The 14,671-nt window shown below is 73.7% G+C and carries 15 protein-coding genes; 8 read left to right on the forward strand and 7 right to left on the reverse strand.

Going from position 1 to position 14,671, the window contains the following annotated elements; all coding sequences use genetic code 11:
* Positions 1–45 precede the first annotated feature (45 nt).
* The 6 genes from ABD990_RS19180 to ABD990_RS19205 all read left to right on the forward strand — a co-directional run bounded on the left by ABD990_RS19180 (position 46) and on the right by ABD990_RS19205 (position 4,893).
* Positions 46–1,191 (forward strand): serine hydrolase domain-containing protein, encoded by a 1,146-nt coding sequence (locus ABD990_RS19180; RefSeq protein WP_345381957.1) that lies wholly within the window; start codon positions 46–48, stop codon positions 1,189–1,191.
* A complete protein-coding gene (locus tag ABD990_RS19185; RefSeq protein ID WP_345381958.1) occupies positions 1,188–2,771 on the forward strand; it encodes a 4-coumarate--CoA ligase family protein in 1,584 nt (527 codons plus the stop codon). The genes ABD990_RS19180 and ABD990_RS19185 overlap by 4 nt, the downstream gene beginning before the upstream one ends.
* A 65-nt stretch (positions 2,772–2,836) precedes the next feature.
* A complete protein-coding gene (locus ABD990_RS19190; RefSeq protein ID WP_345381959.1) occupies positions 2,837–3,061 on the forward strand; it encodes a hypothetical protein in 225 nt (74 codons plus the stop codon).
* 4 nt (positions 3,062–3,065) lie between these two features.
* Entirely contained in the window at positions 3,066–3,377 is a 312-nt protein-coding gene (locus ABD990_RS19195) for a hypothetical protein (RefSeq protein WP_345381960.1), read from the forward strand.
* Positions 3,378–3,454: 77 nt separating this feature from the next.
* The gene (locus ABD990_RS19200) at positions 3,455–3,835 is read left to right on the forward strand and encodes a hypothetical protein (RefSeq protein WP_345381962.1); all 381 of its coding nucleotides are present in this window, start codon (positions 3,455–3,457) and stop codon (positions 3,833–3,835) included.
* Positions 3,836–3,948: 113 nt separating this feature from the next.
* Positions 3,949–4,893, forward strand: coding sequence for an MBL fold metallo-hydrolase (locus ABD990_RS19205; protein ID WP_345381963.1), 945 nt, complete (start codon positions 3,949–3,951; stop codon positions 4,891–4,893).
* A gap of 117 nt (positions 4,894–5,010) precedes the next feature.
* Here ABD990_RS19205 and ABD990_RS19210 read toward each other — a convergent pair whose 3' ends face one another.
* The 5 genes from ABD990_RS19210 to ABD990_RS19230 form a co-directional block, all read right to left on the reverse strand.
* Positions 5,011–5,769 (reverse strand): SDR family NAD(P)-dependent oxidoreductase, encoded by a 759-nt coding sequence (locus ABD990_RS19210; protein WP_345381964.1) that lies wholly within the window; start codon positions 5,767–5,769, stop codon positions 5,011–5,013.
* Between the two features lie 39 nt (positions 5,770–5,808).
* Positions 5,809–6,798: a transketolase family protein gene (locus ABD990_RS19215; protein WP_345381965.1), complete on the reverse strand. Its 990-nt coding sequence runs from the start codon at positions 6,796–6,798 to the stop codon at positions 5,809–5,811.
* Positions 6,795–7,652: a transketolase gene (locus ABD990_RS19220; RefSeq protein WP_345381966.1), complete on the reverse strand. Its 858-nt coding sequence runs from the start codon at positions 7,650–7,652 to the stop codon at positions 6,795–6,797. Before ABD990_RS19220 ends, ABD990_RS19215 begins: the two co-directional genes overlap by 4 nt.
* The gene (locus ABD990_RS19225) at positions 7,649–9,028 is read right to left on the reverse strand and encodes an MFS transporter (protein ID WP_345381968.1); all 1,380 of its coding nucleotides are present in this window, start codon (positions 9,026–9,028) and stop codon (positions 7,649–7,651) included. Before ABD990_RS19225 ends, ABD990_RS19220 begins: the two co-directional genes overlap by 4 nt.
* A 164-nt stretch (positions 9,029–9,192) precedes the next feature.
* The gene (locus ABD990_RS19230; RefSeq protein WP_345381969.1) at positions 9,193–9,855 is read right to left on the reverse strand and encodes a GntR family transcriptional regulator; all 663 of its coding nucleotides are present in this window, start codon (positions 9,853–9,855) and stop codon (positions 9,193–9,195) included.
* A 151-nt stretch (positions 9,856–10,006) separates the two neighbouring features.
* On the opposite strand from ABD990_RS19230, the gene ABD990_RS19235 reads away from it, so the two are divergent.
* Together ABD990_RS19235 and ABD990_RS19240 are read left to right on the forward strand one after the other, a co-directional pair.
* Entirely contained in the window at positions 10,007–11,287 is a 1,281-nt protein-coding gene (locus tag ABD990_RS19235; RefSeq protein WP_345381970.1) for a hypothetical protein, read from the forward strand.
* A gap of 68 nt (positions 11,288–11,355) precedes the next feature.
* Complete coding sequence (locus ABD990_RS19240) at positions 11,356–12,453, forward strand: LLM class flavin-dependent oxidoreductase (protein WP_345381971.1); 1,098 nt, start codon at positions 11,356–11,358, stop codon at positions 12,451–12,453.
* 9 nt (positions 12,454–12,462) lie between these two features.
* Here the strand turns inward: ABD990_RS19240 and ABD990_RS19245 are convergent, their stop codons facing one another.
* Positions 12,463–12,825, reverse strand: coding sequence for a hypothetical protein (locus tag ABD990_RS19245; protein ID WP_345381972.1), 363 nt, complete (start codon positions 12,823–12,825; stop codon positions 12,463–12,465).
* A 49-nt stretch (positions 12,826–12,874) separates the two neighbouring features.
* Positions 12,875–14,548: an AMP-binding protein gene (locus tag ABD990_RS19250; protein ID WP_345381973.1), complete on the reverse strand. Its 1,674-nt coding sequence runs from the start codon at positions 14,546–14,548 to the stop codon at positions 12,875–12,877.
* Positions 14,549–14,671 lie beyond the last annotated feature (123 nt).

Raw genomic sequence — 14,671 nt, forward strand, 5'->3', positions numbered from 1 at the left:
CTCCGACCCCCCGCACGATCCGCACTCGACGAGGAGAGCACGACCATGGCCGAACTCCAGGGCACCTGTGAGGACCGCTTCGACCCGCTGCGCCGGCAGCTGCAGACCCACCTCGACAGCGGCGAGGAGCTCGGCGCGTCACTGGTCGTCGACCTCGACGGCGAGCGGGTCGTCGACCTGTGGGGCGGGTACCGCGACCAGGCCCGCACCACCGCCTGGGACGAGCACACGATCGTCAACGTGTGGTCCACGACGAAGACGGTCACGGCGCTCGCCGTGCTGATGCTCGTCGACCGGGGTCGGCTGGACGTGTTCTCCCCGGTCGCGCGGTACTGGCCGGACTTCGCCGCCGCCGGCAAGGAGGAGGTGCAGGTCCGGCACCTGCTCGCGCACACCTCCGGCGTCTCCGGGCTGGAGCAGCCGGCCGCGGTCGAGGACATGTACGACGCCGAGCGGGCCGCCGCGCGGATGGCCGCGCAGGCACCGTGGTGGGCGCCGGGCACGGCGTCCGGCTACCACGCGCTCAACTACGGCCACCTCCTCGGAGAGCTGATCCGGCGCGTCGACGGCCGGACGCTCACCGAGTTCGTCGCCCAGGAGATCGCCGGCCCCCTCGACGCCGACTTCACCATCGGCGCGCCGGAGAAGGCGTGGGGCCGGATCGCCGACGTCGTCCCCCCGCCGCCGCTGCCCGTCGACCTCTCGGGCGCCGACCCCACGAGCCCCGCGGTGCGGACGCTCACCGGCCCGCAGGTGGACGCCGCGGACGCCAACACCGAGGCCTGGCGGCGCGCCGAGATCGGTGGCGCCAACGGGCACGGCAACGCCCGCTCCGTCGCCCGGATGCTCTCGGCGGTCGCCCGCGGCGGCGAGGTCGACGGCGTCCGGCTGCTCTCTCCGCGGACCATCGACCTGATCTTCGACGAGCAGGCGAACGGCGTCGACCTGGTGCTCGGCGTCCCGCTCCGGTGGGGCATCGGCTTCGGCCTGCCCCAGCGCGACACCCTGCCGTACATCCCGGACGAGCGGATCTGCTTCTGGGGCGGCTGGGGCGGCTCGATGATCATCATGGACACCGGCCGCCGGCTCACGATCTCCTACATGATGAACCGCATGGCCCCGGGGATCATCGGCTCCGAACGCAGCGCCGGGTACGTGCGCGAGATCTACCGCGTGCTGGGGGCGTCGTGATCATCCGCAGCCCGTACCCGTCGGTCGACGTCCCCGAGGTCTCGCTGCCCGAGTTCCTCTTCGGCGCCGGCTTCGGCGACCGGACCGACGCCCCCGCGCTGATCGACGGCGCCACCGGCTCGTCCGTCACCTTCGGCGAGCTCGACGGCATGGTCGTCCGGATCGCCGCCGCGCTGCACGAACGCGGGCTGCGCAGGGGGGACGTCGTGGCCCTGTTCGCGCCGAACTCACCGGCCTGGGTGGCGGTGTTCCAGGGCGTGCTGCGCGCCAACGGCATCGTCACCAGCGCCAACTCCCTCTACTCCCCCGCCGAGCTCGCCCACCAGCTCGCGGACTCGGGTGCGCGGATGCTGGTCACGGTGTCCCCGTTCCTGGATCGCGCCACGGCGGCGGCCGCGCAGGCCGGGCTGCCCGACGACGCCGTCCTCACCCTCGACCCGGTCGACGGGCGCACCTCGCTGGCCGACCTCCTGGCGAGCACCGCCGAGCCCCCGGCGCTCGAGGTCGGAGCCACGGACACGGCGGTGCTCCCCTACTCCTCGGGCACGACCGGGCTGGCGAAGGGCGTGATCCTCACCCACCGCAACCTGGTGGCGAACCTGCTGCAGTTCACGCCGATGGGCAGCACCGACGAGACGACCCGGATCCTCGCCGTGCTGCCGTTCTTCCACATCTACGGCATGACGGTGATGATGAACCACGGCCTGCACCGGCGGGCCACGGTCGTCACGATGCCGCGCTTCGAGCTGCCCGAGTTCCTGCGCGTGGTCTCGGAGTACCGGCTGAACCGGCTGTACATCGCCCCTCCCGTCGCGGTCGCGCTGGCCAAGCACCCGCTGGTCGACTCGTACGACCTGTCCTGCGTCGACGTGATCTTCTCGGGCGCCGCCCCGCTCGACGCCGAGCTCGGGCACGCGGTCGCACGCCGGCTCGGCTGCGTGGTCCTCCAGGGCTACGGCATGACCGAGCTGTCCCCCGTCAGCCACTCGATGGACGAGCGCCGTCCGGACGACGACCTCAACGGCGTCGGCTACGCCATCCCGAACGTCGAGAGCAAGCTCGTCGACCCGGAGACCGGGCGCGAGGTCGGGCCGGGCGAGCGCGGGGAGCTCTGGGTGCGTGGGCCGAACGTCATGTCCGGCTACCTGAACAACCCCTCGGCCACCGCCGGCACGCTCGACGAGGACGGCTTCCTGCACACCGGCGACGTCGCGACCGTCGACGAGAACGGCTTCTTCCGGATCGTGGACCGGGTCAAGGAGCTGATCAAGTACAAGGGCTACCAGGTGCCGCCCGCGGAGCTGGAGGCCGTGCTGCTCACCCACGAGGGGATCGCCGACGCCGCGGTCATCGGGGTGCTCGACGCGGAGGGCGAGGAGGTGCCCAAGGCGTTCGTCGTGGTCCAGGAGGGGGTCACGCTGACCGCCGAGGAGGTGATGGCGTACGTGGCCGAGCGGCTCGCGCCGTACAAGAAGGTCCGCGTGGTCGAGTTCGTCGACGCGATCCCGAAGTCCGCCTCGGGGAAGATCCTCCGCAAGGACCTGCGGGCCCGGGAGCAGGCCGCCGCCCTCCGGGGGTGACGACAGGGCCTCGGTGACCAGCCGACCGGGATGCGCGCCCGGGCCGGGTGTCGCAGGCTCGGCGCATGACTCCCGAGCGGACGGCCGACGGACGCTGGATCGTGGTCCGCGGCCGCCGCCGGCGCGTCGACCTCGCGAAACACGGTCTGGGTGAGCGCGGCGAGCCGTGGTGGGAGCAGGACCCGGCCGCGCGGGAGCGCCGGTGGACCGAGGCCCTGGACGCGCTGAGGGCCTTGGAGCCGCAGCACGCCGGGGATGCTCGGGGGGCTTCCGCGGACCCGCTACGGTGATCCCGTGGCACACAGGAAGGGTGACGAGTGGGCCGCGGTGCTCGCGCCGTGGCGGCAGCTGGCCGAGATCGCGTGGTCGGCGCCCCAGGTCGTCGCCCACCGCACGGCGCGCATGGCCACGGGCGGCTGGCCGCCCAGCGCCCGCGACCGCCGGGAATACCGCCGGATGGTGACGGAGAAGGGCACGGCCTTCACCCGCGCGGCCGTCGCATCGGCCTGGGCCGTGCCGCAGGCCGCGAGCCTCGTGCTGACGCAGGGCCTGACGCCGGTCCACCGGACGGTCACCGCCAACCGCCGGCGCCTGTACCGCCGCTGAGCTCCTCCCGGTCGAGGCTCTCCGGGCCAGCCGTCGTCGCGCGGTCGTGCGGAGGGCCGCGCAGCTATGTTCGGGCGGTGGACACGACCGCGACCGACCCACGGGTCCTGGTGATCGGGCTCGACCCCTACCGGGTGCCCGGGCCCTGGGACCCCGCCCCCGTGGCCGAGGGGATCGCCGTCGGCACGGCGCGGTTCGCCGACGCCGGCGTCGGGGTCGAGAGCTGCCTGGTCGGGCTGGACGGGAGCGACGACGTCGAGGCGGTCGTGACGGCGGCACTCGACCGCCGGAGCTGGGAGGTGGTCGTCGTCGGTGGCGGGATCCGCAACCAGCTCGACCTGTTCGAACGCGTCGTCAACCTCGTGCACCGGCACGCACCCGACGCCGCGATCGCCTTCAACGGCACCCCGTCGGACACCTTCGACGCCGCGGCCCGCTGGCTGACCCCGCCGGGCTGAGCGATCCCCCGGCACCGCCCTCGCCACGATCGGCCTCTCGGCGATCCGACGCATGCCCGGCGGCCGGGTCTGCGCCAGGGTGGATCGGAGCACCACGGGACGGAGGCCCGAGCATGAGCGCCCACACCCACGACATCACCATCCCCGGCCCGCCCCGGCTGGAGGAGGTCTCGGACGGCATCTGGGCCTACGTCCAGCCCGACGGCACGTGGTGGATCAACAACACCGGCTTCGCCGTCGGCCCGCAGGGCGTGGTCGCGATCGACTCCTGCGCCACGGAACGGCGCACCCGCGCCTTCGCCACGGCGATCGCCTACGTGAGCGCCGCACCCGTCCGGACCCTGGTCAACACCCACCACCACGGCGACCACACCTGGGGCAACGCGCTGTTCACCACCGCGACCATCGTCGCGCACGAGCGCGCCCGGGCGGAGATGATCGCGTTCGGGCCGCCGCGGGAGCTGCCGTTCTGGGAGAACCCGGACTGGGGCTCGCTGCCGCTGGACCCGCCCTTCCTCACCTTCACGGACCGGGTGGCACTGCACCTCGGGGACCTGCGGGCCGAGGTCCTGCACGTCGGCACGCCCGCCCACACCACCAACGACTCGCTGGTCTGGTTCCCCGAGCGGTCGACCCTGTTCTGCGGGGACCTCGTCTTCCACGGCGGCACCCCGTTCCTGCTCATGGGCTCCGTCGCCGGCGCGATCGAGGTGCTGGAGACGGTCGTCGCTCCCCTCGGCGCCGCGACCACCGTCCCCGGCCACGGGCCGGTCTTCCACGACCGCGCGCCGCTCGAGGCGACCCTGGACTACCTGCGGTTCGTGCTCGACCTCGCCGGACGCGGCCGCGCCGACGGCGTCCCGCCGCTGCAGGCCGCCCGGGACACCGACCTCGGCCGCTTCGCGGACTGGCCCGACGCGGAGCGCATCGTGGGCAACCTGCACCGCGCCTACGCAGAGCTGGACGGGGCGGAACGGGGCGCGCCGATCGACGTCGTCGCGGCGTTGGGCGACATGGTCGCCTACAACGGCGGCCGGCGCCTGACCTGCCTCGCCTGACGTCACGCTCTCCGACCGAGGAGGGCCGCGGCGTCGGCCGACGCCGCGCACGGCGGCGCGCACGCCGGAGCCGGTCCGGCCGCGCGGGCCGGACCGGCTCGGTGACGTGGCGGCGACTCAGTGGATGTGCGAGCCGCCGTTGACGTCGTAGGTGGCGCCGGTGATGTAGCCCGACTCCGGGCGGCACAGGTAGGTGATGAGGTCGGCGACGTCGGCGACCCGGCCGTTGCGTCCCACCGGGATCCCGGCGAGGAGGGCCTCCTTGCGCTCGCCCTCCAGCGCCCCGCCGGTGATGTCGGTGTCGATCAGCCCCGGGGCCACGCTGTTCACGGTCACCCCGTGCCGGCCGATCTCGCGGGCCAGCGCGCGGGCGAACCCGAGCTGGGCGGCCTTGGCCGCGGAGTAGGCGACGCCGCCGAACACCCCGCCGCCGCGCTCGGCCGACACCGAGGACAGGAACACGATCCGGCCGAAGCCGCGCTCGGCCATCCCGGGGGCGAGCCGGCGGGTGATGTTGTAGGCGCCCCGCACGTTGACGGCGAAGATCCGGTCCCACTCCGCGCCGTCGACGTCGAGGAACCGGGTGGGCGAGGTGATCCCGGCGTTGTTGATCAGCGCCCCGACCGGCGGGGCGTCCGCGGTCAGCGTGTCCACGGCGGTGGCGACGGAGGTCTCGTCGGTCACGTCGCAGGCCAGCCCGAACGCCTGCACGCCACGGGCGGCGATCTCGTCGGCGGTGTCCTTGGCGGCGGCCTCGTCGAGATCGAGCACGGCGACGTTCCACCCGGCGGCGGCGAGGGCGTGGGCGGTGGCCCGGCCGATGCCGCGCTTGGACGCGGCCCCGGTGACGACGGCGGTGTAGTCAGAGACGGACAACAGTGGCTCCCAGGAAAGGATCGGCTCGGCGGAAAGTGCTCAGAGGGCGGCCTTGACCCGCGCGCAGAGCGCGTCGGTCGACAGGCCGTAGCGGTCGTGCAGGGTGGGCAGGGCGCCGGCGGCGAGGAACTCGTCCGGCAACGCGGCGGGCCGGATGCGGGTGGCGATCCCGGCGTAGGCGGCGGTCGCGGCGACGGCCTCGGACAGCCCGCCGACGACGGTGTGGTTCTCGGCCGTGATCACCAGCCGGTCGGTGCGCAGCTCCCGCAGGATGGTCTCGGTGTCCAGGGGCTTGATCGTCGGCACGTGCAGGACCGCCGCGTCGACGTGGTCGGCCTCCAGGCGGGTCGCGGCCTGCAGCGTCCGCATCGTCATGAGACCCGTGGAGACGAACAGGACGTCCCGCCCGCCGCGCAGCAGCGCGGCCCGGCCCAGCTCGAAGCGGTAGTCGTACTCGTCGAGCACGGTGGGCACCTTGCCGCGCAGCAGCCGCAGGTAGGTGGGTCCCGCATGGTCGGCCAGCTGCGGCACCGCCTGCTCGATGTCGACCGAGTCGCAGGGGTCGACGATCGTCAGGTTCGGGCAGGCCCGCAGGATCGCGAGGTCCTCGGTGGCCTGGTGGCTCGGGCCGTAGCCGGTGGTCAGACCGGGCAGGGCGCCGACGACGTTGACGTTCAGGCCGGGCTCGGCGATGTCCAGGCAGAGGAAGTCGTACGCCCGGCGCGTGGCGAACACCGAGTAGGTCGAGGCGAACGGGACGAGCCCGACCTCGGCCAGGCCGGCCGCGGCGCCGAGCATGGCCTGCTCGGCCATGCCCATCTGGAAGAACCGGTCCGGGTGCGCGTCCCGGAACACGTGCATGTCGGTGTACTTCGCCAGGTCCGCCGACAACCCGACGATCTCGGGCCGCTCCTCGGCGAGCCGGTTCAGGGCATGCCCGAACGGCGCGGGCGAGGTCCGCTGACCGGGGTCGGCGAACGAGGCGATCATCGCCGAGGTGGTCAGGCGCTTCTTCGTCGGGGCGGTCATCGCCGAACCTCCAGAGCATCGTGGGCCGCCTGCCATTCGTGCTCGGCGACCGGCATGAAATGGGCCTTCTCCCGGCTCTCGAGGAACGGGACCCCGCGGCCGGTGCGGGTGTCGCAGATCAGCACGGACGGGCCGGCGGTGTGGTCGCGGATCTCGTCGAGGCCGTCGAGCAGGGCGCCGACGTCGTTGCCGTCGACGCGCACGGCGTGCCAGCCGAAGGCATGCCACTTCTCGGTGACCGGCTCGGTCTTGAGGACGCCCGGGGTCGGCCCGTCGGCCTGCAGGCCGTTGACGTCGACGACGGCGGTGACGTTGGCCAGCCCGTGGTGGGCGCAGGCCATCGCGGCCTCCCAGGTGGAGCCCTCGTCGAGCTCGCCGTCCGAGAGCAGGTTGATCACCCGTGCCGGGTTGCCGCAGTGCCGCAGCCCCAGGCCCATCCCGCAGGCCACGCCGAGGCCGTGGCCCAGCGAGCCGCCGGAGATCTCCATGCCGGGGGTGTAGGAGGCCATCCCGGACATCGGCAGCCGCGAGTCGTCCGAGCCGTAGGTCTCGATCTCCTCCAGCGGGATCGTGCCCGCCTCGGCCAGCGCCGCGTACAGCGCGATCGCGTAGTGGCCGATGGAGAGCAGGAACCGGTCCCGCTCGTCCCACTCCGGGTCCTCGGGGCGCAGCCGCAGCTCGCCGTCCTCCTTGGCGTAGAACACCGCGAGCACGTCGGCGACGCCGAGGGCCTGGCCGATGTAGCCCTGCCCCTGCACCTCCCCCATCGTCAGGGCGTGGTGGCGGATCCGGGTCGCGGCCGCCTCCAGCCGGGCGATCTTCCCGACGCGGGTCGGGAGCTCGGTCGTCGTCATCGGGTCTCCTTCGTGGCGGCCGTGGTGGTGAGGGCGGGCCCGGCGGCGGGCGGGCCGGCGAGGGCCTGCTCCAGCGCGGCCACCTCCGCCCGCTCGGTCCGGCCCCAGGTCTCGCGGGTCAGCAGGGTCGCGACCAGGCCGAGCACGCCGTAGGCGCTGAACAGCAGGGCCGGGCCGATCCAGCCGGTGCTCGCGAACAGCGCGGTGGTGATCAGCGGCGTGAACCCGGAGACGACGGCGGACAGCTGGTAGGCCAGCGACGCGCCACTGGTACGGGTGCGGGCGCTGAACAGCTCGGAGAACCAGGCGCCCTGGACGCCGGCGAGGCAGTTCTGGCAGATGGCGTAGCTCACGACGAAGGCCAGCACGATCGCCACGGCCTGGCCGGTGTTGAGCAGCAGGAACAGCGGGACGCCCCAGGCGACCGAGACCACCGTGCCGATCACGTAGACGGGGCGGCGGCCGATGCGGTCCGTCAGCGCACCCCACAGCACCGTCGCGGCGATGCCGAGGCCCGCGGCGAGCATGAGGGCGAACAGGGTCGTCGAGCGATCGGCCAGCTCCTCGCTCGCCAGGTACGACAGCACGAAGGTGACGGAGATGGCGTAGCCGGCGGTCTCGGTGATCCGCAGGCAGAAGGCGCGCAGGACGTTGCGCCAGTCGTCCCGCAGGACCTCGAGCAGCGGGTTCTTCGCGACCTCGCCCTCGGACTTGAGCGTCTCGAACTCCGGGGACTCCTCGACCTTCAGCCGGATCACGATGCCCACGACGATCAGCACCGCGGACAGCAGGAACGGCACCCGCCACGCCCACTGGTCGCCCAGCGGCACCGACAGCAGGAACGCCGCGTTGGCCAGCAGCAGCCCGACCGGGAACCCGGCCTGCGTGATCCCGGTGTAGAGCCCCCGCTTGCGCCACGGCGCGTGCTCGAAGGTCATCAGGATCGCGCCGCCCCACTCGGCGCCGAACGCCAGGCCCTGCACGACCCGGACGGCGACGAGCAGGATGCCGGCCCACACGCCGACCTGCTGGTACGTCGGCAGCAGGCCGATGAGGACCGTCGCGACGCCCATCAGCAGCAGCGAGCCGACCAGCACGGGCTTGCGCCCGATCCGGTCACCGAGGTAGCCGCCGACGATCCCGCCGAGCGGGCGGACCGCGAACCCGATCCCCAGGGTCGCGAAGGACAGCAGCGTCCCCGAGAGCGGGTCGGTCGAGGGGAAGAAGACGTGGTTGAAGTACAGGGCCGCGGCCGTGCCGAAGCCGATGAAGTCGTAGGTCTCGATCGTCGCCCCGATCGACGAGCCGAGGGCGACCCGCTTGCGGGCCGGCGTCCCCTGCACCGCCGCCCCCGTGGGCACGTGCTCTGCAGACATGTGATCTCCGCTGATCCGTCGACACCGAGCGCGGGACTCCCGATTCCCGACAGTCCGACTGTTAACACTCGGCAGTGATGGGAGAACCATGAAGGGCCGACGGCCCGCTGTCAACGGTTACCGGCGAGAAACCTCAGGGGTCCGGACGCGGTGCGTCGCCGGGATCAGTGCGCGGACGTGCCCGTGAAGTGGTCCGCGGCGGCGGCCATGTGCTCCTCCACCACCGCGATCGCCCCCTCGAGGTCGCCGCGTTCGACGGCGTCGATGATCGGCGCGTGCCGACCCGACGTCATCATCGCCGGGGCCTCCTCGGGGTCCCGGTTCATGATCGTGACCCGGATCCGGCCCTCGAGGTGCCGCCACGACTCCACCAGCATCGGGTTGCCCGACAGCTCGCAGAGCCGCACGTGGAAGCCCAGATCGGCCTCCACCTTCGCGGCGAAGTCCTCCCCCGCCGCGGCCAGGTCCTCGACCGCCGCCCGCAGCGCGGCCACCGCCGCCGGCCGGTCCGGCCGCGCGACGATCTCCCGGACCGCCAGCCCCTCCAGCGCCGCCCGCACCCGGAACAGCCCCCGGATCTCCTCGGCGGACAGGACGTTGACCCGCAGCATCCCGCGGTTGCCCGCGGTCACCAGGCCCTCCTGCTGGAGGTGCCGCAGCGCCTCCCGCACGGTCCCCCGGCTCACCCCGAGCCGGCCGGCCAGCTCGACCTCGCCGAGGTGGTCCCCCGGTCGGTACGCACCGGAGGTGATCGCCGAGCGCAGCGCCTTCAGCACGCGCTCCCGCAGCGTGCTGCGGTCGATGTTCGGCAACGGCTCGACGGACACGGGTCTCCCTCCGACTGTCGACAGACTACCTGCCGACAACGCCTGTCCCACCGGACTCACCCATGCCGGGCGGTGCCCGCCGCCCCCGACTCGCCGACGGTCGACACCGAGCACGCCCCGAGGGGGTGGCCGGAGCGCGCAGGGGTGAGCGATGGCGGCGGTGGACGACCTGACCGAGCTCGTCGAGCGCGCGGGTGCGGCCGAGCGGGCCGCCCTCGCCGCGAAGTGGAAGGACCGGCCGGACGTCGAGGCCCTGAGGCGAAAGGTCCTGGGGGTCCTCGACGAGCAGCGCGCCGCCGAGCGACGCTCGGGCGGGGACGGCATCGGCCCCCGGCCGGCCGGGCTGCGGGCGGCGTTCCTCGACGCCCCCACCCTCGACGTTCATGCCGCCCTCGGCGATCCCGGCACCTCCGGCCCGCCCGACACGGACCCGCCCCCGGTCACCCACGCCGACGCCGCCCGCGCCGAGCGGGACGCGGCGGCCGCGGTCGGCGTGGCGCGGCTGGCGCTGCTCGAGGCGCACCTCGCCGTCCTCGACGCCCGGCTCGCCCGCATCGACGCGGGCGAGGACGAGCCCGGCGCCGCGGCCGTCGACGGGCACGTGCCCCTGCAGGGACGCAACGCCGTCGCCCGGCACGGGCCGGCACTGGCCCACGGCGTGCGCGGCGAGATCTCCTACACCCTGCGGCGCCGGCCGCACACCGCCGTCAGGAGCCTGGCCGTCAGCCTGGCCCTGGGCCTGCTCTACCTCGGCTTCATCCGGGTCTTCGAGTGGGACCGCGACCAGAAGTGGCTGCCCTACCTGGGGCTCTGGGTGATCTCGGTGATGATGGGCGGGGCCGTGTGCATCAACGCGATGTGCTTCGACGCCGAGCGGGTCCGGGCGGCGCTCGACGGCGGGGCGCGGCTGTGGCACCTGCTCGTGGTCAAGAACCTGGCGGTCGCCGCACTCGTCGCGCCGGTCGGGTTCCTGCTCAGCGGCCTGCTCGCCTGGCGGGCCGGGGAGGTGGGCGCGTTCGTCAAGGCGTGCGCCCTGGTCGTCTGCTTCATCCTGCTGTGGCTGGGGGTCGGCAACGTCCTGTCGGTGCTGCTGCCCGTGCGCGACGAGCCGATCCGCCGGCGCCGGCAGTCCGGCACCCTCAAGCAGTTCGCAATCGCGTTCGTGGTCGCGTACGCGATCGGCTACCTGGTCAACCTGATGCTGCTCTGGCGCATCCTCGCCGCCCAGGGGCTGGCCGCGCGGCTGGGCGGCGAGATCGTCCCGATCCTGTTCGTCGTGCTGAGCAGCCTCGCGATGTGGTTCCTCCTGACCGTCCTCGCCGTCGCCCTGTCCCAGCAGCCGAAGATCCGCCGCGCCCTGACGCGGGAGCTCGCCGAGCAGGGGTCGGACGCCGGGGCCCGCACGGCCGCCGGCACCCGCGAGGCGGTCTGAGCCACGGCCCGTTGCGTGCGCCCGCGCCCCCGCGCTGCCGAGACTGCGGGGATGGAAGGGAACCGAACATGAGGGCGCTCGCCGACGGCAAGGGGTTCAAGCTGGGCCTGTTCTCGGCCAACTGCTCGTCCGGACTCGCGGTGACCCGCGTCCCGGAGCGCTGGTCCGGCAGCTGGGCGGACAACCTGCGGCTGGCCCGGCTGGCCGACGAGGTGGGCATCGACTTCCTGCTGCCCATCGCGCGCTGGATCGGCTACGGCGGGGACACCAACTTCCACGAGTCGGTGCTGGACCCCGTCACGCTGGCCGCCGCCCAACTGGCGGAGACGCGCCGGATCACGGTGTTCTCGACGATCCACACGGCCTTCAACCACCCGGTGGTCGTCGCCAAGCAGCTGGCCACGCTCGACCGGATCGGCGAGGGGCGCGCCGGGATCAACATCGTCGCCGGGTGGAACGAGCCGGAGTACCGGGCGATGGGCGTCGCCCTGCCGCAGGACCACGACGACCGCTACGCGCTGGCGCAGGAGTGGTGGGAGGTGATCCGGCGGATCTGGGCCGAGGAGGGCCGCTTCGACCACGCCGGCCGGTTCTTCACCCTCGAGGGCGTCGAGGGCATGCCCAAGCCCGTCGACGGGCCGCTGCCCGTGCTCAACGCGGGCTCCTCGGACCAGGGGCGCCGGTTCGCCGCGCGCAACGCGGACTTCGCCTTCACCATCGTCGGCGGCCCCGCGGACGGCGCCGAGGTCGTCCGGACCGTGCAGGAGACGGCCCGCCGGTCCTACGACCGCCGCGTCGGGGTCTTCACCCTCGGCCACGTGGTGTGCCGGCCCACCCGGCGCGAGGCCGAGGAGTTCCTGCGGTACTACGCCGAGGAGAACGCGGACTGGGCCGCCGTCGACAACCTCATGCGCCTGCAGGGCCTGCACGCCAGGTCGTTCACCCCGGAGATGCTGCAGACCTTCCGCTCCCGCTTCGCGGCCGGACACGGCAGCTGCCCGCTGATCGGCACGCCGGACGAGGTCGCCGACGAGATCACCCGCTTCCACGAGGCCGGCTTCGCCGGGATGACGCTCGCGTTCCTCGACTACGCCGAGGAGCTCGGCTGGTTCGCCCAGGAGGTGCTGCCCCGGCTCGAGGCCCGCGGGGTCCGCGTCCCCGTGTGAGCTCGCGGGCTACGCGATCTCCCCCGGGTCCACGAGCGCCCCGAGCCGCTCCGCCGCCGCCTCCGGCAGCCGCCTGCGGCTGCGGAGGTGGCGGAACACCGGGGCGAGGAGGTCGTCGGCGAGCAGCTCCGCGCGCGGGAGCGGCCGACGGATCGGCCGCACCACCGCGGTGGCGTGCCAGCCGCCGTCCGGACGGGGCTCGGCGTCGGAGGTGAAGTCGACGAGCGCCGCCACGCCCCCGCCCGGCCCCGTCCGGTAGACGACGGCCCGCTCGCCGATCCGCGTGGAGCGCAGGCAGCAGGGGGTGGCGGGCGGGTCGCGCAGCTCGTCGGCGTCCCACAGCAGGATCGAGCTCGGGCGGGCGGGGCACATGCCCGGAGGCCTACCCGCTGCGCGACGGACGACCACAGGGTGACGGCGGTCAGCCCGTCGCCCGGGGCGCCGTGTCCTCCGCCGTGTCGTCCGCCGTGTCGTCCGCCGTGTCGTCCGCCGTGTCGTCCGCCGTGTCGTCCGCCGTGTCGTCCGCCGTGTCGTCCGCCCCCGCGCTCGTGGCCGCGGTCACCTGCGCGCGCAGCTCGCGCTTGAGCACCTTGCCCACCGTGTTGCGCGGCAGCTCCGGCACGACCAGCACGCGGCGCGGCCGCTTGTACCCCGCGAGCCGCCCGCCGCAGAACTCGCGGATGTCCTCGGTGGTGGGCGTGCGCCCGTCACGGGGCTCGATCACGGCGACGACCACCTCGCCCCACACCTCGTCCGGCTGCCCGACGACCGCCGCGGCCGCGACGTCCGGGTGCTGGTGCAGGACCTCCTCCACCTCCCGCGAGTAGACGTTCTCGCCGCCCGTCAGGATCATGTCCTTCTTCCGGTCGACGATGGAGAAGTAGCCCTCGGCGTCCCGCTTGGCGAGGTCGCCGCTGTGGAACCAGCCGTCGCGGAAGGCCTCGGCTGTCGCGTCGGGCCGCTGCCAGTACCCGGCGCACACCTGGTCGCCGCGGATCACGAGCTCCCCGACCTCGTCGGGGGCGGTGTCGTCGCCCTTGTCGTCCACGACCCGGACCGCGGACAGCAGCATCGGCCGGCCGACCGAGGTGAGCAGGTCCGGCCGGTCGTCGGCGGCGCGGAGGTGGTCGGCCGAGCTGTGCACGAGCACGTTGCCGGCCAGCTCGGTCATCCCGAAGCCGGTCTGGAACCGGGCGCGGGGGAAGGCGGCCATCCCCTCGCGCAGCACCTGGGCGGGCATCGGGGCCGAGCCGTAGCCGATCCTGGTGATCGACGTGGTGTCGTAGCGCGGGAAGTCCGGGTGCCGCAGCAGCATCGCCAGCATCGTCGGGGCCATGGTCGTGCTCGTCGCGCGGAGCTCCTGCAGGGTCTCCAGGAACACGACCGGGTCGTAGCGGCGCAGCACCGCGACGGCCTCGCCGCGCAGGTGCGAGACCAGCACGCCGTAGCCGGCGATGTGGCACAGCGGCCAGGGCATCAGCGAGACCTCGGGTTCGTCGTCCGACTCCCAGCTGGCGACCGCGTTGAGCACGGCCGCGGTGACGTTGCGGTGGGTCAGCACCGCGCCCTTCGCGCGGCCGGTGGTCCCGGAGGTGTAGATCAGCCAGGCCGGGGCGTCCTCGTCGGGCTCCGGCAGCGGGACCGGCGGCTCGGCGACGAGCGCGGCGAAGGGCAGCGGCAGGGGCCCCTCCGCCCCCTCCGGCCCCGGGTCGTCGACGCACACCAGCGTGCGGACGGACGGCACGGCGGCGGCCGCGGCCCGGGCCGTCCCCAGGAACTTCCGCTCGGTGATCAGCACCGTCGGGGCGGAGTCGGCCAGGTTGTCCGTGACCTCCCGGGTGGTGAGCCGGTAGTTCACGAACACCAGCGCCATCCCGGCGAGCGGCACCCCGTAGTAGGCGACGACGTAGTCGGGGGTGTTCTCGGTGAGCATCGCGATCCGGTCGCCGGGTTCCGCGATCCCCCGCAGCCCCCGGGCGAGCCTGCGGGCGCGGTCGTCGAGCCGCGCGTAGGTCCAGGCGTCCCCCTCGAAGTGCAGGGCGACGGCCTGCGGGGTGCGGGCGGCCGTGAACGCCACCACGTCGTGGATCCTCATGACCGACCTCCTTCGTGGCCGACCTCGGTCGGCGCGCGGGGCGGAACGGGTCTCGTCCGGGCCGGGCGGAAAACCGTTCACCTAAACGATCGTTCAGCTACCATGGCATCCCGACGGCATGCC

Source organism: Pseudonocardia yuanmonensis, from assembly GCF_039542425.1.
GTDB lineage: Bacteria > Actinomycetota > Actinomycetes > Mycobacteriales > Pseudonocardiaceae > Pseudonocardia > Pseudonocardia yuanmonensis.